We start from the raw sequence: 18,984 nt of genomic DNA, 5'->3' as shown, positions 1-18,984 counted from the left end.
AAAGGTGCGGAGCAAGTAAATTCTTAGTAAATTTTAGAGTATGTAACTATTTCGATTTTATCGAAAACTTTTGCAAGTCTATCAAAATAGATGGTAATTATCAATGGAACGTAAAGACGCACGGCCGTGCATCTCTACATGCCAAAAAACCGCGGCAAAACAAACGGTTTCATTATCGAGACATTTGTGATAATTTGCTTTTCTTATCATCCATTGCGACGTGCCAAAATCTCAGCGCGTTTGTCGAGCAGGGCGTCGATTTCGTCTTCCGAGAGTTGCGGGTTGCGGAGTTGTTCGTCGATGGTGGATAACAGAGAATCGTAGCGCTCGTTGGTGTCGGCAATGTCTTTCAGCTCCTTTTCCTTGCGCGTGACGACTTCTTCGGCGGTAGGTTTTTGTGGTTCAAAGCCCAAGTCGGGACCCAATTTGTCTTTCATTTCGCCCACGATGACCGATACGATTTTCTTGGTGAAAGGGTCGAGTTTGTATATCTCAATCTTCATGTCGTCCTTCAGTTCATCGAATTGCGACATGAACATTTTCAGTTGTTCCAATTGCTGCGGGTCAACGCCGGGGACGCTCGAAAGGTCCTGTTTTTCCATCAGTTTCTTCAGCATGTTGAGCAAATCCTCTAATTCGTTGTTGAAATTTTCGTCTTCCATATCAATTGTTCATTTTGCGTGTGCAAAGTTACGTTCAAAATCCGTTCCAAATGCAAAGGAAATGTTTTTTTGCGAAAAAGCGTGTCAATTTGGCAAAAATTTGCGAATATTGCAGTTTTCAAAAGCATTGATTATGGATTTTCAAACCCTAAAGATACAACTCGGCGAGAGCATGGCATGGATCAATCTGGATAGACCGGAGGTGCGTAACGCCATGAATCCCACCATGATTGCCGAACTTACCGAGGTTTTCGGTTGGTTGAACAGTCGCGACGACATCCGTGTCATTATTATCAAAGGCAATGGCAAGTCGTTTTGCGCCGGCGCCGATTTGAACTACATGAAGGAGATGGCGACCTACAGCCGCAACCAGAATTTCAACGATGCCAAACGGCTTTCGGATCTGTTCAAGTCCGTTTATTTCTGCAACAAGGCGGTCATTGCCGATGTCCACGGCGCCTGCATTGGCGGTGGCAACGGCATTGCGGCAGCCGCCGACATCGTGATTGCCGAGACCAACACGAAATTTGCCTTTTCCGAAGTGAAGCTGGGCATCACGCCGGCCACCATTTCGCCTTTCGTGGTGCAACGTTGCGGCATGGCTGCGGCACGCGAACTGATGCTTACGGGACGAGCTTTTACGGCTGCCGAAGCCAAGGCTTTCAAACTGGTGAACGAAGTGGTCGATGAATCGGAAATGATTGATGCCGAGCGAAAATACATCGCTCATTTCCTGCAAGCCTCGCCCGCTGCCGTGGCCAACTGCAAGAGCCTTTTGCGCTTGATGTCGGGTTTGGCCAATCCTTACGACAGTCTGTTCGATTACACTGCCTCTGCCATTGCCGACCAGCGCATTTCCGAGGCTGGTCAGGAAGGCATGAAGGCGTTTTTAGAGAAGCGGGAGCCGAAGTGGAGAGCATGATTTCGATGACAGGTCAAGGCAAAGTCGGTAGCCAAAGCCGCATAAAGTGGTCGCTTACTGCATAGCCGTCTTTTGATTTGTACACATAATCCTTGTCAATCAAATGTTTGAGTGCCGTGTTGACGCTCTGGCGGTTTTCAGGTTGTATTTTTTGATGAAACCGGAAGCATTAATGGCATTCACGTACTTTTCCTTGGCAATGGCACGCAGCAGCAGCGACTGGTTTTCGGAAAGCGTGTCGTAAAGTTGCTGGAATTTATCCAATTCCGAGAAAATGATCTCGTTGAAGCATTGTCTTATCTGGTCTTCATTGATTTCTTCATTTTTTCTTAGAAATTGCGCCAAAATCAACCTAAATTTTCCAAAATATCGAAAACATAAACCGGACTTTGATAATACAACCCTGTTTCGGGATTCATAAGAAGGCCGAAGGTTTTTGAATTGTAGAAAAAATCCATAGCCTCGTTGATGCTCATCTTTTTTTCATCGACAAGCAATTGTATCACATCACGGGTGGTACATTCGTTCATGTAATCGATGTCTTTCTGGCTAATCATAATCTATGCAGTTGGTTTACAGCTAAATTCGTTCCGAAAAAATACTGAGAAGTGATGCCTTTCATATATTTGAGCCTTTCAAGAAAGACCTCATTATTAATATTGTGTTCAATCAAATTGCGGACTTGAAGCCCAACTCTGTCATTGGCAACAGGTCCATAAACAACATCGTAAAAGTGAATGTTTTCGGTGTTAAGATTCTTGCGGTTGGCATAAATGAATTCCGCCCAGTCTTTCGTATAGGAATCGAATTTGCGGAACAACAGTAAGCCGCCAAGCAGCGATTCATCGAAAGCATATTCCTGAACAACGACTTTCCCGCCTTGGAATTTCACTCTGTTTTCTGCAATTTCAACAGCCTGATGACGGTTTTCGGAAAGATAAAATCCGCAGCCAAAATCTTTTCCTCGATGGCATTTCGAAAAATCGATTACATCAAATTCCTGATTTGTACCATGATACAGAATCATCTCAAATTTCCTCCTTTCCGTTGGCAATAATCAGACACTTCATCGATTATCGACTCAAAAGACTGGGTATGGACATAGCCGTATTGCTCTTCCAGCAAAAGCATGGCGCCATATTGGTTCAGGTAATTGAATGATTGTGTCAGTTTTAATCCGAAACGTTTTGCAAATTCGGCTACAAACACGACCAAGTATTCCGTTATGTCTTTGTCCTTTTTCGACATTGTAAATTGAATGTTTCTATTTTCAATTTTGCAAAAATAGAAATGTTTTTCGGAATGTCGGCGGAAATCGGAAAGAAATCGGGAAATTTGCATTTATCAAAAAACATTCCCCCAAATTTTTCTTGGCATAAAAGAAAAACATTTATATTTGCAACACTTGTTGCAAAACAAATGTTTTTATATTTATCGTTGTAAAACAACATCTTATGCCAAGGAAAGCATTATTTACGAAAGAAGAAATTGTAGAAAAGGCCCTCGATTTGGTGCGGCGAAAGGGTTTTGAGGCCCTCACAGCACGCGAGTTAGGCACCGCCTTAGGCTGTTCATCTCGGCCAATTTTCACCGTTTTCAATAGCATGGAAGAAGTCGCCTCAGCGGTCAAGCAAGCCGCACAGCAACTTTTTTCAGACTATGTCGCCGATGTAAACAACTATACGCCAGCCTTTAAGGAATTCGGATTGAGATTGGTCCGTTTCGCCCACGAAGAGCAGAACCTATTCGATCTCCTTGCCTTCCACAGGGATGCTAACGTTGCAAACAAGATTCACCCCAAAGCCCTTGAATGTCTGGAATTTATCTGTAGTGATTATGGCATCACAAAAGAACAATCCCATAGGCTCTTCATCCAACTGTGGGCCTTTGTTTGCGGACTGGCATTGCTGAGCAGCAATGATGCAAAACTCTATTCTGATGAAGTCGTCAGCGAGATGATTTCGTTGCAATTCGCCTCCACGCTGTCGTTCCTCAAATCCGGGAAAAAACTGGTCAGTCCGACCCCACATCTCCGTGCCGAAAACGAAATTACACCAAACATTATCGAATATTTGGAAAAACAACAATAAATTATAATCAAAATGAGAAAAGCATTTCTTTTCCTATTGATTCTGTGTGCATTAAACATTTATGCACAACCTGCAAAAAACATCAGTCCGCTTCCAAAGGCTTTGGCCGAGGCAAAAGCCGAAAATGTCAGGGGTGACTTCCTGATGACCTCACACTGGACGCAAGACGCGCCTTATAATAGAATGTGTCCTCGCGATCCTCTCACCAATTCGAATAGCTACGCCGGCTGCCCAGCCGTTGCCATGGGACAGATTATCAACTATCTGCGCACTACGCAAGGCACACGCTTTGATGACAGCGACGACTACCGTCACAACTATGCCGGACGCAACTACGACATCGATGATGACTGGGAGACTATCGGTTTTCCATCATTTGAAACTTTGAACCAATACCTTGACCAAGCCGATGAACTCTTTGCCATAGGCGAAGATGCCACTAACGACTTGGCTGCTGCCATCGTGTTTGCTTGTGGCACGGCTTGCACGCAAGTCTATACCTCAAGCGGTTCGGGCACATTCTATGTTGAGCAAGCTTACGATGCCTACAAGCGTTTCGGTTTCGATGACTGCGTGCTCTACAAAGACCCTTGTGATGAAATGTACGAGTTGCTCATCGACAACCTGCAAAACGGTTACCCGGCTCATCTCGCCGTGGAAAGTCCCGACGGGCAAAACGGTCACAATGTGGTGGTTGACGGCTACCGCGACGACGGCTATTTCCACATGAATTTCGGCTATGGCGGCAGTTATGATGGCTGGTACCTCATTCCCGACCCAGATTTCTTCTACAACCTCACCGAATTGGAAGGCATCATCCTGAATATCATTCCGAAATATGACACCAAAGTGAACGAAAAAGTGTCACCTTCTGTCAGTATTTATCCGAATCCTTCAAGCGGACATTTCATCATTGAAGCGGAAGGTATGAAACACATTGAAATATTCAATGCCTTGGGGCAATGCATCAAATCGGAAAATGCTGAAAATGAACTTTATGAAGTCAATCTGGAAAGTTCAAATGTAGGCATTTATCTCATCCGTGTATTGACCGAGACCGGAATCATTTCAAAGCCGATTTGCATTCAATAAGAAATAATAAGACAAGTATAAATAACCAAATAACAAATTGAAAATGAAAGAGATGATAGCATTTTGCGGACTGGATTGCGAAAAATGCGAAGCCCGCATCGCAACGATTAACGACGACAACAATTTGAGAAAAAAGGTCGCTGACAAGTGGAGCAAATTGAACAACATTGAAATCCTGCCCGAACACATCAACTGCTTGGGATGCCGTGGCGAAAGCCCGAAAACCTATTATTGCAGCGACTTGTGCGAAATACGCAAGTGTGCCATGAGCAAGAAACTTGAAAGTTGCGGCAAATGCGCCGAAATGAACAGTTGCAAGATTATTAGCGCCGTTTTGGAAAACAGCGACGAAGCACAGCAAAATCTTGAAAACCAATAAATTAATAGCTTGTTTTGATTTTGTTGAATGAAAATACGAAAGGGTCGGCTTCGCCGAGAAATGTTTCAAAAATCTTCATTTAAAATCTTTCAAAAATCCGAGCTTGTTTTCTCGTGAATATCCATTTTGGCTGGAAAACAAAGATTTTTGAATTCGATTTTCAGAAGATTTTTTGCCGAAGGCAATCCCTGACAAAAATTCAAAACAGCTTCTCAAAACAACATGTGAAAACATTGAAATATGAATACTTGGAAATTATCTTCTTCAGACTTGTTTTCATTGGGCTTGACGATAAAAGGAGCATGGATATACGAAAACATGCCTGAAGTTGGCAAACTTAAAGAAGCGCTTGCGCAGATTGCTGCGACCTACCCATACCTTACAGGAAGATACAATCCTCAGACAAAGGCAATGGAATGGGATGAAAATGCCGTTGGCACAATCCCTTTTGAAGAAATCGACGGCACAAGGCACAGCATGGCCGATGTTTGCGGTAATCCAAAACTCGCATGGTCGATTGTGAAACCTTTTGACATCAATAACTTCAAAAAAGGTAATAGCCAGCCGTTTGCAGTAACTTTGGCGCACCTCAGTGATGGATTCGCGCTCTACGTTCAGGCCGCACATGCCTTGATGGATGCCGATACCTTTTACACAATTATCGGGCAATGGGCGGATCTTTGCAAAGGCAACGACATTACTCCAATGGTCCTTGACCAAAGTGTGCTGCCATCGCCAGATGCATGGTCAAAAGAAGAAACACTATCCAAAATAATCCAACAAGGTTGGGCGAAAATAGGCCTCAAGCAAATCTTGAAAATGCTGTGGTATGCAAGGAAAAACGAAACCGTCAAGGACACTTTCAGCATCGTTGTGCCGCAAGACGAAATTGAGACTTACAAAAAGAAAAGTGGCGCAGGCACACATGGCATCCTCACCGCCATTGCGGCAAAAAAGTTCTATGAACACCTACCCAAACACAAGACATTCAAATATATAACCATTTTGGATATGCGCGGCAGATGCGAAGGAATTGACGAGCGTTTCATGGGCAATGTGTCGCAGGCGTTCCTAATCGGCGGTGATTTTGACTTGTCAAAAAGTGTTGAAGAGCTGGCCGTTGAATTTACAAATCAAACAAGGCAGTTTGTTTCATCCGGATTGCCTGAGGAAATGCTGAAGCTTTCGGTTTGTGCATCAAAGCATGGTCTTCCTTATTTCATGTTCGATGCCTCCAATATGAATAATTCAGATCCCGAGACCATCTACATCAACAACCAACTCAAATTCCGCGCATGCGAACTTGATTGGGGGCATGGCTTTCCGGCATACGCATTTCCTAATCAGCTCACCGATATGGTCAAATTCTGGCAACCTGTAGCCAATGGTCCGATACATATCGTATATGGAGGTTTGGCCGCAAAAATCATGAAGAATTAAAAATGAATAAGTTAAACATTTATTATTGCCCGAAATGCGGCAATGTCGGCATAGCCTACGGCAAACCGGCGATTGAATGTTGCGGAAGCAAAATCGAACCCGTAACTATTGAAAACTTGAATGTAGTTCCTACCATCACCGAGATGGATGGCGAATACCTTCTGGAATATGCATGCCCGATGACGAAAGACGACTTCATTGCTGCTATCGTGGTGGAGCGTTACGACCGTGTCGGGCTTATCCGCCTCTTTCCCGAGCAGGCTGCTGAAGCTCGCGTGGCGCAAGTGAAAGGTACAAAGATTTACACCGTTTTTTGCCGCCAAGGCAAGGTGTGGGCCGAATTGATGAAATGAACATGGAAACGGAAAGACTGATATTGCGTCCGTGGTGCGAAGATGATGCAGAGAATCTGTTTGCCTTTGCCAAAAACCCTGCGGTTGGTCCTATTGCGGGCTGGCCGTCGCATACCAGCGTTGAAAACAGCCGTGAAATTATCCGTAATGTACTGGCTGTCAATGAGACATACGCCGTTTGCTTGAAAACGGACAACAAGGCCATCGGTAGCATTGGCTTGATGATTGGCACACAAAGCAACCTCGATTTGCCCGAAACGGAAGGCGAAATCGGTTACTGGATTGGCGTGCCTTTCTGGGGTATGGGATTAATTCCCGAAGCTACGAAAGAATTGATCCGTCACGCCTTTGTAGATTTAAATCTTGAAACGCTTTGGTGCGGCTATTTTGAAGGCAACGCCAAATCGAAACGCGTGCAGGAAAAATGTGGTTTCGTCTATCATCACACCAACAAGGACATCTATTGGAAACTGATGGACGACATTCGTACCGAGCACATTACCAGGCTGACACGAAAAGAATGGGAGCAAAAACGATGAACACTTTTAAAGCCAACGACCGCGCCGAATGGCGCAGATGGCTCAGCGAGCATTTCGAGACGGAGAAAGAAATCTGGTTCGTTTTCCCTACAAAGGTAGCTGGCGAGCAAAGCATTTCATACAATGATGCCGTCGAGGAAGCGCTTTGTTTCGGCTGGATTGACGGTCAGGCTGGCACACTCGACAGCACCCACGGCATCCGACGCTTCACACCAAGGCGGGAAGGAAGCCCTTATTCACGCCCCAACATCGAACGCCTGATTTGGCTCGATGGGCAGGGAATGATTCATCCAAAAGTCAGGCCATTGGTGCTGCCTATCATCAATGAGCCATTCATTTTTCCGGAGGATATTTTGGCTGAAATCAAGAAAGACCCAGAGACTTGGACAAACTTCGAACGATTTTCGGATTCCTACCGCCGCATTCGGGTTGCCTACATCGATGCGGCACGCAAACGGCCCGATGAGTTTCGCAAACGTCTTGCAAATTTCATCGGCAAGACCAAAGCCAACAAATTGATAAAAGGTTACGGAGGCATTGAAAAATACTACAAATAAGAAAATGAACATTGAAAGCAAACGACTGAATCTGTTTCCCATCAGCAATGATGAGATGCGCGATCTGATTGAAAACGAAAAGATTGAAGAATTGCGGCAAGCCTACAGTGAGATGCTGCAAGGCTGCCTCGACCATCCCGAAAAACGGATGTGGTATGCCGTGTGGTTCATGGAACTAAAGGAAAATCCAGGGACTATAGTCGGTGATTTCTGTTTCAAGGGCGTTGGCAATGACGGAACGGTTGAAATCGGGTATGGCCTCAGGGAAGGCTTTTGTGGCAACGGTTACATGACAGAGGCTTTGCTGTCGGTTTCCGAATGGGCGTTGAAACAAGATGGGGTCAAGAAAGTCATTGCTGAGACTACCGAGGAAAACGAAGCATCGAAAAAAGTCCTTCAACGGGCAGGATTCCTTTTTTCAGGACAATATGGCGAGGAAGGACCCGTTTATTACAAATCAAATGGATAACATCGTGCCTTAATACATTTTGGCATCGTTGGTCTACATGACGAAAATCTACGCCAATTTGCCGCCCGTAGCGATTTATGTATTACTTTTACTCGCTGAAAAGAAAGGGAAAAAGACAAAAAAGTTCAAAAAGTTCAAAGGGTTGAACGCGCAAAGCGCAATTTGAACTTTTTGAACTATATTAAATATCATTAAAAATCAATTCAATTCAATATGAACACTTCAAAAGTTTACTACACCGACTTCCGCACGGGCTATTTCGGAGAAAGCATGCCTGCAAAACTCAAGCGGTTGGCACGCACTGCCGGCATTGAAAACATCGACATGAATGGCAAATTCGTCGCTATCAAGATGCACTTCGGCGAATTGGGCAATATTAGTTATCTGCGCCCGAATTATGCCAAAGCCATCGTCGACCTCGTCAAGGAATTGGGCGGGAAGCCTTTCCTCACCGACTGCAACACCATGTATCCTGGCTCGCGCAAAAACGCCCTCGAACATCTTGAATGTGCTTGGGAAAACGGGTTTACACCGCTCACCGTCGGTTGCCCGGTCATCATTGGCGACGGCCTGAAAGGCACCGACGACATTGCCGTGCCCGTTGAAGGCGGCGAATACACCAAGGAAGCATTGATTGGCCGCGCCGTCATGGATGCCGATGTCTTCATCAGTTTGACGCACTTCAAAGGTCACGAAATGACAGGCTTCGGCGGCACCATTAAGAATATCGGCATGGGCTGTGGCTCGCGTGCCGGCAAGAAAGACCAACATTCCAACGGAAAACCCATCATCAAGGCCAAGAAATGCCGTGGTTGCAAACGCTGCCTGCGCGAATGTGCCAACAATGGCCTCGTGTTTGACGAAACGACCAAGAAAATGCAAGTCAACCAGAAAAACTGCGTGGGATGTGGCCGTTGCCTCGGTGCCTGCAATTTCGATGCCGTCGACTTTGCACAAGACCAAGCTATCAGCGTGCTGAATGCCAAGATGGCGGAATACACCAAAGCCGTCATTTCGGGTCGCGACAATTTCCACATTTCGCTCATCGTTGATGTGTCGCCATACTGCGATTGCCACGGCGAAAACGATGCCCCGATTCTGCCCAACATTGGCATGTTCGCTTCCTTCGACCCAGTCGCCCTCGACCAAGCCTGCGCCGATATGTGTCTGAAAGCTGAACCAATCCGCAATTCTGTGCTTGGCGACCATCTGCATCAGGAAGGTTTCTCCGACCACCACGATCATTTCAAAAACACGACACCCGAATCGGAATGGGAGACACAACTCATTCATGGTGAGAAAATTGGACTCGGAAACCGGAAATATGAATTGGTTTGGATGGGGAGTAAGTGATTTGTCTCAGCTGTTAGCTATTGGATTATTTGAATTTTACAGATTCGTTTTTTTTGAAATGTTTCAACTGATTTGAATTTGTAGAAGTTTTTTGATGTCAAAATCCCGATGCTGTGCGATTCTTCATAAACAGATGAGCATGTTTGGTTTACAAAATTAGCTAACCAATTGACTGTGGGTAATCTTTTTGTTTTCGCATTGTTGTGAGACAGAAAAGATGGTCTGTTTTTTCCTTTATGGAATGTCCTTGTGCTTTCTAAAGAAATTTGTTTCCATAATTTCTTGGGCTTCTGAGGATTGTAACTCTGTTGTTCCTTCATTTCGGGGAGCCTGATGACATTGTTTTCATCCATGTATTTCAATAGCACCTGGTTCATGAGGCTAAGACCCAATTGACGTTTCAGCCGCTGTACATGCCGATACGCTTCGGTTCCTTTTGGTCCATTCAACTCGTTGGGTTTGTTCGCATTGAGCCATGCGGCGATTGCAGCATGTCGGGCGGCGAATCTCGAACGCTGTTTCCTTTGCTTTTCGGTAGGAGGCCGATGGCTCGGCTTGGGGAGTTGTGAAATGCGTATTTTGCCGCTTGATGTGTTGGTGGCAAAGTAGAAGTCGGCATCTTTTCCATACTTTCCGCTGATGCCTTTGATGATGTTGATAGGTATTACTCTTGCCATAATTTTCCTTGTTTCTTGTTTTGGCTTTGCCTCATTTCTTCGAGATGCCTTCGGGATGCTTTCGGGATTCCTTCGGGATTAGCGTCTCTCGGAATTGCGCTGCAAAGATATAAAAAAACGGGAAAATTATTTGTGCGTTTCCATACTTTCAGTGCGTTATGAGGACATGTTTTGAAGAGAACAAATGAAGCCTGTATTGATTTAAAGTGTGTTGTTTAATTCTGAGCAGTTGCTTACTTAACAAACTCTGTAATAAATTTCAATTTATTGATTTGTTTAAGTCGAAACAATTTTTCTATTTTTGCATTGCAAATTGTCGGATTGACAATCGGATTGACAATTTGAATTGTTTTTATAGATATGTTTTTCAAACTGATTGAAATAAAGCGCAACTCATGGCTACAAAGTCCCTCATGCCCCATCAAATCGGTGGTTGATTACATGGAGAGTAGGGGTATGATGCGTGATGCTCAGATTGAAGCTATCAAAACATATCTATTTCTCAAGATTGGCTGTCAGAACAAATCGCTCTGGCAACTTTTCCACAACGGCATACTATCATCGCCCAATTCTATCGCCCTCACTGGTGCGGAACGAGAGCTGATTGGCAGCAACATCCCCGCCTTGGCCCTGATGCAGTATGCCGCACTGCCCAACAAGAATGGTAAATCGCTTGCCCCCGAGTTGGCAAAGGCCATAAAGAGCAATCCAGCAAGTGTGGATTATGAAAAGGCCTTTCGCGATTTGTTCTATGGGGTGGATTATCCAGACTATCTGTTCAGCCTGCCCATGGGTGCTGGCAAGACCTACTTGATGGCAGCCTTTATTTATCTCGACCTCTATTTTGCGCAGAACGAGCCATCAAATCCCATCTTTGCCCATAACTTCATGATTCTAGCCCCTTCAGGTCTCAAATCATCCATCATCCCATCGCTGAAAAAGATTCAGAATTTCGACCCTTCATGGGTACTGCCAGAACCTGCTGCTTCCAATATCCGCAGAATGATCAAATTTGAGGTGCTGGACGAGCAGAAGAGTGCCATGAAGAGCAACCGTATCAAGAATCCCAATGCTCAGAAAATCAACATGCACCTCTCCTCTGAAGGTGAGAGTCTCATGGGTCTTGTGGCTGTCACCAATGCCGAGAAGGTGATTCTTGACAGGCTTGACAAAGACTCCGACCTCACAGCGTTCAGCAAGGAAGAACTTGACAAGATGAAAATTGCCAATGAATTACGACATGTCATTGGCCAGATTCCTCATCTTGCCACTTTCGTTGACGAGGTGCATCATGCCGCCGACAGTGAGATTAAGTTGCGTCAGGTGGTAACACATTGGGCCGAGTCAAAGAATTTCAACTGTATGCTGGGCTTCTCCGGCACACCGTATCTGGAGAAAGCCGAGAAGGTTCAGATGACCGACACCATCACCGTCAGCAATACCGACCTTTCCAATGTGGTGTATCACTATCCATTGATTGATGGTATCGGCAACTTCCTCAAATATCCCGACATCCGCACAGCTGATGCCGATGCCGACACTATCATCCGCAACGGCCTGACCCATTTCCTCGACAAGTTCAAGGACAAGGTCTACCCCGGTGGTCTTTGCGCCAAGCTGGCCATCTATTGCGGCAAAATTGAGACGCTGGAGGAACGTATATATCCACTTGTCTCCGAAATACTTCAGTCACATCATATCAATCCTGCCGAGGCTGTGTTGAAATACCACGACGGCAACAAGCAGTACCCCGCCCCCGAAGGAGCCGAAGCCGCCTTTGCCGCACTCGACACCGCCATGTCGCGCATCCAAGTGGTGTTGCTGGTGCAGATTGGAAAGGAGGGTTGGGACTGTCGCAGTCTCACGGGGGTTATCCTTTCGCAACAAGGTGACTGCCCCAAGAATATGGTGCTGCAGACCAGCTGCCGATGCCTCCGACAAGTAGAGCGTGGCAAAGCCGAAGAGGCTGTCATCTGGCTCAACAAGTTCAATGCCGATACACTCAACGCCCAACTGTCAAAGACACAGAACACCTCGGTCAAGGAGCTAAACGCCAAGATGGCCGAAGAGCCTATCCACATCAACCGCTACTCACGCATGGAGGTACAGAAGGTGCCGCCCATCCAGTTTTATCAGCTCAAGGTGATATATAATACACTTACCACAGAGGAGTCGCCCGACACCCAGCGTCGCTTGGAGGAAGACTGCCTGGTTGAGCGTTCAAGTACCTTGGTTTCGGTGCAAGACTTGGAAGGCAATATCACCCAAACCTATGCTATCAATCCTGACCAAGGCGACCCTGTTACTTTCCGCGAATGGCTCAACACCATCGCCAAAGAGAGTTTTGGCACGCTGACAATGGCACAGTTGAAAAAATATGAAGCACCGCTTCGTGAACTTTTCGACAAAATTACGACAGTTCATCAGGACGGCCACCATTACAATGAATGCTTTGACCAGCAGCGCATCCGCTCGCTCGTGCGCCAATCCTTTGTGCCTCGTCGTGACTTCACCACCCGCGAGGAGGTTATAACCACAGAGGCCAGTCTTCTTCAGATAGAGAAATTCACCTCGCCCGTCACCACATATCTCGGCGACACCCGCTATCATCCCGACGAGGCTACAGTGCAAAGCATATTGGATGACGACAAGCAGCCTTCCACAATCACGCCCGAAATGCAAAAGGCCATTGATACCCTCAAGGCGGCAGGAATGCCTATCCCCGATTACATGCAGGGCAAGGAGAATCACCCTGAGCGTCACCATACTTACCATTATCTGCCTTACCGATTCGACAGCCCACTGGAGAAAAATCATCTCAAGGAAGCGTTGGCCTGCATCGGCGACCAGCCGTTGGAGGTGTATTACAATGGCGACGACACCCTCACCGAGTTCAAGATAGACTGCTTCCGCCACAATGGTCGCTACTGGGTGCGTATTGGCAAGTATGTGCCCGACTTCCTCGTCCTCAGCCGCAATGCCGAGGGTGGCATCCACAAGGTCATCATCGTTGAGACCAAGGGCGAAGGCTTTGCAGCCAAGTTTGCCGACCGTCGTAAGTTCATGGAAACCCAGTTCATCAAGCAGAACAACGAGAAGTTCGGCTACCGCCGTTTCAAGTTCCTTTATATTGAGGACACCCTCAACCCCGAGAAACGCAAGCAGAAACTCTTCGATGCCATCAATAGTTTTTTCAAAGAGGAGGAATAAAAACCAAGAGACTCATGAGTAAAGAAGTACAAAATAATAAGCCGAAGAATATTGTCCTCTACCAGATGGACAACAGCAAAATCTATGTCAACCTGTTCCAAAACGGAACAAGTTCATTTGGAAAACAAAAGTTGTGTGCAAAGTTACCGAGAAATGCTCGGCAACAGACTAGGATTCCTCCGTTGTTTATCTAAATAAATTATTAAACACAAGAATATGATTACTAAAATCAAAGCCCAAAATTTTACAGTGTTCACCGATGCGAACATTGAGTTCTCTTCAGGAATCAACATACTGATAGGGAAAAATGGTACTGGCAAGACACATTTACTTAAAGCTTTGTACTCTGCCTGTACTTTAATAGACAAGAAAATTGATCGGACGTTTGGTCAAAAACTCAATGGAGTCTTTATGCCAAATACAATAGGCCGACTTGTTCATCGTGCAAAAGGGCGCAATTCTGGTAGCGTTTCCGTTTTCCGTAAAAATGCTCCCAAAAGTATTGAACGTTCAATCACATGTGAAATTACCACGTTAAACAAAGCAGAAACTATTGAGAATGACTGGAGGGTTGACGAACGAGTAGAGGCTATTTTTATTCCTGTCAAAGATATGCTGGCCAACGCACCAGGCTTTCTTTCTCTTGTTAGTCAGAAGAAGTTGGCTTTTGAGGAAGTGTATCAAGATATTATCACAAAAGCATATTCGCCAGTGGTAAAAGGGAAACAAAGTCCAGAAAGAGAGAAGCTAATGTCGATACTTAGTAAGGCAATGTCGGGAAAGGTTGTTACAAAAGAAGAAACTTTTTATCTAAAGAATGCTTCGGGTCAATTAGAATTTTCTCTATTGGCAGAAGGTTATAGGAAATTGGGACTTTTATATCGTTTAATTCAAAATGAGACCTTAACCAAAGGAACTATGCTCTTCTGGGATGAACCTGAAGCCAATTTGAACCCCCAATTGATGCAAACAGTAGTGAATATATTGTTAGAACTGCAACGCATGGGAGTTCAAATATTCATTTCTACACATGATTATGTGCTTCTGAAAGAATTTGAATTAGCAGCAACGAAAGATGACAACGTACTTTACCATGTACTCTACAAAGATAGTGAAGGTGTTGTACAGCATAATTCGACTTACGATATTGACCAATTGGAACCCAACGCTATTGATGAGACTTTTGCAAGAATTGTTGACGATGAAATACAGAAAGGGCTAAGTACGTTATGAAATTGGATTTGACAGAGGAAAGATATCGTTTCGATTTCCCAAAGGCAAAAGAACTGTATAAATTTGACGAGCGTGATTCTTTGTCTCCAACATTCCATGGTGCTCCGATGAAAGCGGTTGATGTTATGGCTGAGTTTGACAAGTTCCAGCTTTGGATAGAAATAAAAGGGTACACTGAAGAGGATATTCAGCATCTAAAAAACGAAAAAGACCAAAGAAAGGCTGGTGATGATTATCATATTAAAGACTATCTTGTCAAAAACTTCAAAGGAAAATTTCGAGATACTTTCTTGTATCGGTATTGCGAAGACAAAATAAAGAAACCGATTCTTTATGTTTGCTTGACAAACTTTGACGATGCAGAAAATTCCTATTTCAAAAAGGAACTAAAGAGGCTCATTCCTGGAGGTAAAGCTAATCCTAAACGGTGGATAAAGGAATTAATACCTCAAGACAAGATTTTCGTGGTTAACGAAGCAACATGGGAAAGAAATTTCCAAAACATATTTGGCACTTGCAAAAGTTACTAATACTATGGCAATAAAATATATACCTTATTTCCCAAACACTTTGGAAGGTCAAGCCATCCTCGATAATTTTGTGCGAACTCGTAGGATGCTGTCTTATAGAGATAATAATATGGTGGTGGAGCATGTGCTGAGGGGAATGCCGCTGTATGAGGTGGAGGATGTGGAACGTGTGGGCGAGAACCCTGACGGCAATATCTTGATGCGGGGAGAATGTCTCTCAGCTTGTGCCTACTTGAAGGAGAAGGGCATAACGGTGGATTTAGTGTATATCGATCCGCCTTTTGCTTCAGGAGCCGACTATGCCAAGAAGGTGTATGTGCGCCGTAACCCCAAAGTGGCCGAGGCCATTTCTCAAGCCGAGTCGGAGTTGGATGTGGAAGAAATGAAAGCCTTTGAGGAGAAGATGTACGGCGATGTGTGGGACAAGGAACGCTACCTCAACTGGATGTACGAAAACCTGATGGCTATCAAGAGCGTAATGAGCGATAATGCCAGCATCTATGTGCATCTGGATTACCATATCGGCCATTATGTGAAGATCCTGATGGACGAGATTTTTGGTGAGGATAATTTCAGGAATGAAATAGTGTGGCATTACTATAATAAAATGCAGGGCAATGTGAATCGGTTTGCATCCAATCACGACACGATTTATTTATATTCAAAATCGGATAGTTATGTTTTCAGTCCTGTCAAAGAAAAAAGAGAAGAGAATGTAAAACAGATTAAAAGAGTATGGGATAAAGCCACTCAGAAACTGGTGAATGCAAAAGATGAAAATGGGAAAGTAATATACCAAGAATCTGAAGAAAAAACAATTGATGATGTCTGGAGAATGTCTATGCTCCAGCCTGCAGACAAGGAAGAACCAGTAGGTTACGCCACTCAAAAACCCGAAGCACTTTTGGAACGCATTATCAAAGCAAGCAGCAATGAGGGTATGGTGGTGGCTGACTTCTTTGGCGGAAGCGGCGTAACGGCTGCTGTGGCTCACAAGTTGGGTCGCCGCTTTATCCACAACGATATTGGCATCAACAGCATACAGACTACTCGCGATCGACTGTTGACTGTTGGAGCCAGTTTCGACATCAAGGAGGTAAAGGATGGAGTGTCGCTCTACCGCAATCCCATCCAGACGATGGAGAAACTGAAAAGCCTTATCCTAGGCCTGCGCAACGAAGACAAACTCGACAAGTTCTGGGAGGGCAGCATCCACGACAGCCGCTATGGCATGATGCCTGTGTATCTGCCCAACCTTATGGATGGCACCACCCGACTATTAGACCGCCCACTGATGAACCGCATTCTGCATGAGGCCATGCCCGACTTGCCCACAGATGTGAAAAGGGTGGTGGTGTATTATATTGACATCACCGACAAGCAGGACATCGAGGCCTTTATCCGCGAGAACAACGATGCCTCATTGGCTGAAGTGGAATTGCGCGACTTGAAGCAGGTGCTGGACAATGTGGTGGTGGAAGACGAAGTAGATTACTCGCTCCGGCAAACCAACGAGGAACTGTTGCCTTGCTGGGAAGTCAGCATCAACAGCTTCCACAGCGACCGCGTGTGCCGCAAGATTGACGAATACAATCACAAGACCGAGGCACAAGCCTTGGCCAAAGGCAAGGCATCCAGCCTTATCCGCATCAGCGAAGAGGGCTTGGAAACTATAGAATGGATTTCGGCCGATTGCTCCACAGCTGATAAGGCTGCCCCATGGCACAGCGACAAGGAAATCAAAATTGACCGCTTAGGCTATGTGATAGAAGACGGCAAAAAGTTCACCCGCATCTGGGACGGCTGCATCCGCACCGAAGAGAAACCCCTCCGCCTCAAAATCCGCAACATCTGCGGCGACGAGACGATTATATCTATCACCGAATAAACAATCATTTTCAATAACCTATCATTATGAGATTATCAAATTCCATATTCAAGAAAATCACGACTTTAGTCTGTCTGATGCTCGCACTCTCGGTGCCGGCGCAAAACACGCCGCTTTACAAGGAAATCGTAAAGGAACTGAGTTCAAAGAAATACCAAGGACGCGGTTATGCTATGGATGGCGTGCTGAAAGCGGGCGATTACATTGAAAAACAGTTCCGTAAGGCTGGCGTTGACGAAGTCATTCTTCAACCTTTCACCATCAACATTAACACTTTTCCTGGAAAAATGAAGATGTGGGTCGATGGCAGGAAACTCACTCCTGGCGATGATTTCGTGATGCGCGAATATTCACCCAGCGTGAAAGGCAGCTTCCCGCTTTATTTCATTGACACGGCCAACTTCGACTTCGAACAGATTTCCAAGGATTTGCAGAAGCCTGAATACAAAAACGCTTTCATCGTCTGCGATTTCTGGTTTCCTTACAAACACGGCAAGGAGTTTTCCATTCTGCAAAGCGACACGACTTGCCCCAATGCAGGTTTGCTCTACACTTGGGAAACCGGCCTGAAATTCTACAAGGCCTACGGCGAAAACATTGCCGCAAAACCTATTGTCTGGACAACTGCCGAAGCCGTCAGAGGAGCGAAAAACATCAAGCTGAATGTTGAAAACAAGTTTTTATCAAACTACGAAAGCAGCAACGTGATTGCAAAAATCAATGGTGAAAGCCATGACAGTTGTTTTGTCTTTACGGCGCACTACGACCATTTGGGCAATTTGGGCAGAAAACTCTATTTCCCAGGTGCTAACGACAACGCTTCGGGCACTGCCGCCATCATCACTTTGGCTGAATATTATGCCCAGCACAAGCCGAAATACGACATGATTTTCATCGCGTTTTCAGGCGAAGATGCCAATCTGCGCGGCTCGACCTATTATGTCAACCACCCGATTGTTCCGCTGAGCAACATCAAATATCTTTTCAATCTCGACATGATTGGCGACAATAATCCCGTGCAGTATTGCGAAGTCAGCGAGCAAGGCATGAAAGGTTTTGCCGAAATGGAAGCCATCAACGCGAAAAGGCATTATTTCCAGTCGCTTAACCGTGGCGATTTGGCTGCCAACAGCGACCATTATCCTTTTGCCGTGCAAGGCGTTCCATGCATTTTCTACGAAAACGAAGAAGGCGACGCTTTCCAGTATTATCACACCGCCAACGACACTTTTGAGCATTTCTATTTTCAGACTTACGAGTTGCTGTTCAAGCTGATTACGGAGTTTATTGGCCTTTAGCTGTTAGCTGTTAGCCATTAGCCGTTAGCTAGCTTTTAGCCAAAAAACTCGATGATTTTCAGAAATTTAGCAAATATCATAACCTTTTCAAGAATGATACTGTCGGTGGTGTTATGGTTCGTAGCACCACTTTCAGTGTCGTTTGGCATCATTTCCTGACTTTGACTATGCGTCACCCTTGCGCTCATACGCGCACGCGAGGGCATCGACCAGCGACTTCACGGCCTTGTGCTGGGCAGATGTGTAGAGCGTCCTGAAGCACACCTTGCCATTTGGAAGTCTTATCTTGATA

At 45.3% G+C, this 18,984-nt stretch carries 21 protein-coding genes; 15 read left to right on the top strand and 6 right to left on the bottom strand.

Annotation, left to right across the window (positions count from 1 at the left end; genetic code table 11):
* Positions 1–206: 206 nt before the first annotated feature.
* Positions 207–662 (bottom strand): hypothetical protein, encoded by a 456-nt coding sequence (locus AC06MN_RS09190; RefSeq protein ID WP_475672071.1) that lies wholly within the window; start codon positions 660–662, stop codon positions 207–209.
* Positions 663–795: 133 nt separating this feature from the next.
* Between AC06MN_RS09190 and AC06MN_RS09185 the strand changes: the two genes are divergently transcribed.
* On the top strand, positions 796–1,584 hold the full coding sequence (locus AC06MN_RS09185) for an enoyl-CoA hydratase-related protein (RefSeq protein ID WP_475672070.1): 789 nt from the start codon (positions 796–798) through the stop codon (positions 1,582–1,584).
* Positions 1,585–1,683: 99 nt separating this feature from the next.
* On the opposite strand, the gene AC06MN_RS09180 is transcribed toward AC06MN_RS09185, so the two are convergent.
* The 4 genes from AC06MN_RS09180 to AC06MN_RS09165 are packed head-to-tail and all read right to left on the bottom strand — an operon-like array spanning position 1,684 to position 2,832.
* Positions 1,684–1,929 carry a hypothetical protein gene (locus AC06MN_RS09180; protein WP_475672069.1) on the bottom strand — a complete coding sequence of 82 codons (246 nt, stop codon included), beginning with the start codon at positions 1,927–1,929 and terminating at the stop codon, positions 1,684–1,686.
* Between the two features lie 2 nt (positions 1,930–1,931).
* Positions 1,932–2,141: a hypothetical protein gene (locus AC06MN_RS09175; RefSeq protein ID WP_475672068.1), complete on the bottom strand. Its 210-nt coding sequence runs from the start codon at positions 2,139–2,141 to the stop codon at positions 1,932–1,934.
* Complete coding sequence (locus tag AC06MN_RS09170; protein WP_475672067.1) at positions 2,138–2,611, bottom strand: DUF3990 domain-containing protein; 474 nt, start codon at positions 2,609–2,611, stop codon at positions 2,138–2,140. Before AC06MN_RS09170 ends, AC06MN_RS09175 begins: the two co-directional genes overlap by 4 nt.
* Entirely contained in the window at positions 2,608–2,832 is a 225-nt protein-coding gene (locus tag AC06MN_RS09165; RefSeq protein WP_475672066.1) for a DUF3791 domain-containing protein, read from the bottom strand. Before AC06MN_RS09165 ends, AC06MN_RS09170 begins: the two co-directional genes overlap by 4 nt.
* A gap of 206 nt (positions 2,833–3,038) precedes the next feature.
* On the opposite strand from AC06MN_RS09165, the gene AC06MN_RS09160 reads away from it, so the two are divergent.
* The 9 genes from AC06MN_RS09160 to AC06MN_RS09120 all read left to right on the top strand — a co-directional run bounded on the left by AC06MN_RS09160 (position 3,039) and on the right by AC06MN_RS09120 (position 9,856).
* A complete protein-coding gene (locus AC06MN_RS09160) occupies positions 3,039–3,674 on the top strand; it encodes a TetR/AcrR family transcriptional regulator (RefSeq protein ID WP_475672065.1) in 636 nt (211 codons plus the stop codon).
* A 12-nt stretch (positions 3,675–3,686) separates the two neighbouring features.
* Positions 3,687–4,766: a C10 family peptidase gene (locus tag AC06MN_RS09155; protein ID WP_475672064.1), complete on the top strand. Its 1,080-nt coding sequence runs from the start codon at positions 3,687–3,689 to the stop codon at positions 4,764–4,766.
* Between the two features lie 43 nt (positions 4,767–4,809).
* The gene (locus tag AC06MN_RS09150; protein WP_475672063.1) at positions 4,810–5,145 is read left to right on the top strand and encodes a DUF3795 domain-containing protein; all 336 of its coding nucleotides are present in this window, start codon (positions 4,810–4,812) and stop codon (positions 5,143–5,145) included.
* A 240-nt stretch (positions 5,146–5,385) separates the two neighbouring features.
* Positions 5,386–6,585, top strand: coding sequence for an acyltransferase (locus AC06MN_RS09145; protein WP_475672062.1), 1,200 nt, complete (start codon positions 5,386–5,388; stop codon positions 6,583–6,585).
* A gap of 2 nt (positions 6,586–6,587) precedes the next feature.
* Positions 6,588–6,938 carry a hypothetical protein gene (locus AC06MN_RS09140; RefSeq protein WP_475672061.1) on the top strand — a complete coding sequence of 117 codons (351 nt, stop codon included), beginning with the start codon at positions 6,588–6,590 and terminating at the stop codon, positions 6,936–6,938.
* Positions 6,935–7,477 carry a GNAT family N-acetyltransferase gene (locus AC06MN_RS09135; RefSeq protein WP_475672060.1) on the top strand — a complete coding sequence of 181 codons (543 nt, stop codon included), beginning with the start codon at positions 6,935–6,937 and terminating at the stop codon, positions 7,475–7,477. The genes AC06MN_RS09140 and AC06MN_RS09135 overlap by 4 nt, the downstream gene beginning before the upstream one ends.
* Entirely contained in the window at positions 7,474–8,034 is a 561-nt protein-coding gene (locus AC06MN_RS09130; protein WP_475672059.1) for a YdeI/OmpD-associated family protein, read from the top strand. The genes AC06MN_RS09135 and AC06MN_RS09130 overlap by 4 nt, the downstream gene beginning before the upstream one ends.
* A gap of 4 nt (positions 8,035–8,038) precedes the next feature.
* Positions 8,039–8,503, top strand: coding sequence for a GNAT family N-acetyltransferase (locus tag AC06MN_RS09125; RefSeq protein ID WP_475672058.1), 465 nt, complete (start codon positions 8,039–8,041; stop codon positions 8,501–8,503).
* Positions 8,504–8,716: 213 nt separating this feature from the next.
* Entirely contained in the window at positions 8,717–9,856 is a 1,140-nt protein-coding gene (locus tag AC06MN_RS09120) for a DUF362 domain-containing protein (RefSeq protein ID WP_475672057.1), read from the top strand.
* Positions 9,857–9,873: 17 nt separating this feature from the next.
* Here AC06MN_RS09120 and AC06MN_RS09115 read toward each other — a convergent pair whose 3' ends face one another.
* Positions 9,874–10,533, bottom strand: coding sequence for a hypothetical protein (locus tag AC06MN_RS09115; protein WP_475672056.1), 660 nt, complete (start codon positions 10,531–10,533; stop codon positions 9,874–9,876).
* A 360-nt stretch (positions 10,534–10,893) separates the two neighbouring features.
* Here AC06MN_RS09115 and AC06MN_RS09110 point away from each other — a divergent pair, with 360 nt between their 5' ends.
* The 5 genes from AC06MN_RS09110 (at position 10,894) to AC06MN_RS09090 (ending at position 18,692) form a co-directional block, all read left to right on the top strand.
* Positions 10,894–13,743: a DEAD/DEAH box helicase family protein gene (locus AC06MN_RS09110; RefSeq protein WP_475672055.1), complete on the top strand. Its 2,850-nt coding sequence runs from the start codon at positions 10,894–10,896 to the stop codon at positions 13,741–13,743.
* Between the two features lie 216 nt (positions 13,744–13,959).
* Positions 13,960–14,976, top strand: a complete 1,017-nt coding sequence (locus AC06MN_RS09105) for an AAA family ATPase (protein ID WP_475672054.1) — start codon at positions 13,960–13,962, stop codon at positions 14,974–14,976.
* A complete protein-coding gene (locus tag AC06MN_RS09100; RefSeq protein WP_475672053.1) occupies positions 14,973–15,506 on the top strand; it encodes a hypothetical protein in 534 nt (177 codons plus the stop codon). Before AC06MN_RS09105 ends, AC06MN_RS09100 begins: the two co-directional genes overlap by 4 nt.
* Positions 15,507–15,510: 4 nt before the next feature.
* Entirely contained in the window at positions 15,511–17,394 is a 1,884-nt protein-coding gene (locus AC06MN_RS09095; protein WP_475672052.1) for a DNA-methyltransferase, read from the top strand.
* Positions 17,395–17,420: 26 nt separating this feature from the next.
* On the top strand, positions 17,421–18,692 hold the full coding sequence (locus tag AC06MN_RS09090; RefSeq protein WP_475672051.1) for a M28 family metallopeptidase: 1,272 nt from the start codon (positions 17,421–17,423) through the stop codon (positions 18,690–18,692).
* The last annotated feature ends 292 nt before the right edge of the window (positions 18,693–18,984 follow it).

Source organism: Candidatus Limimorpha sp. (assembly GCF_056203535.1).
The sequence above is the reverse complement of the archived record's forward strand: the minus strand, read 5'-3'. Positions and strand labels throughout refer to the sequence as shown.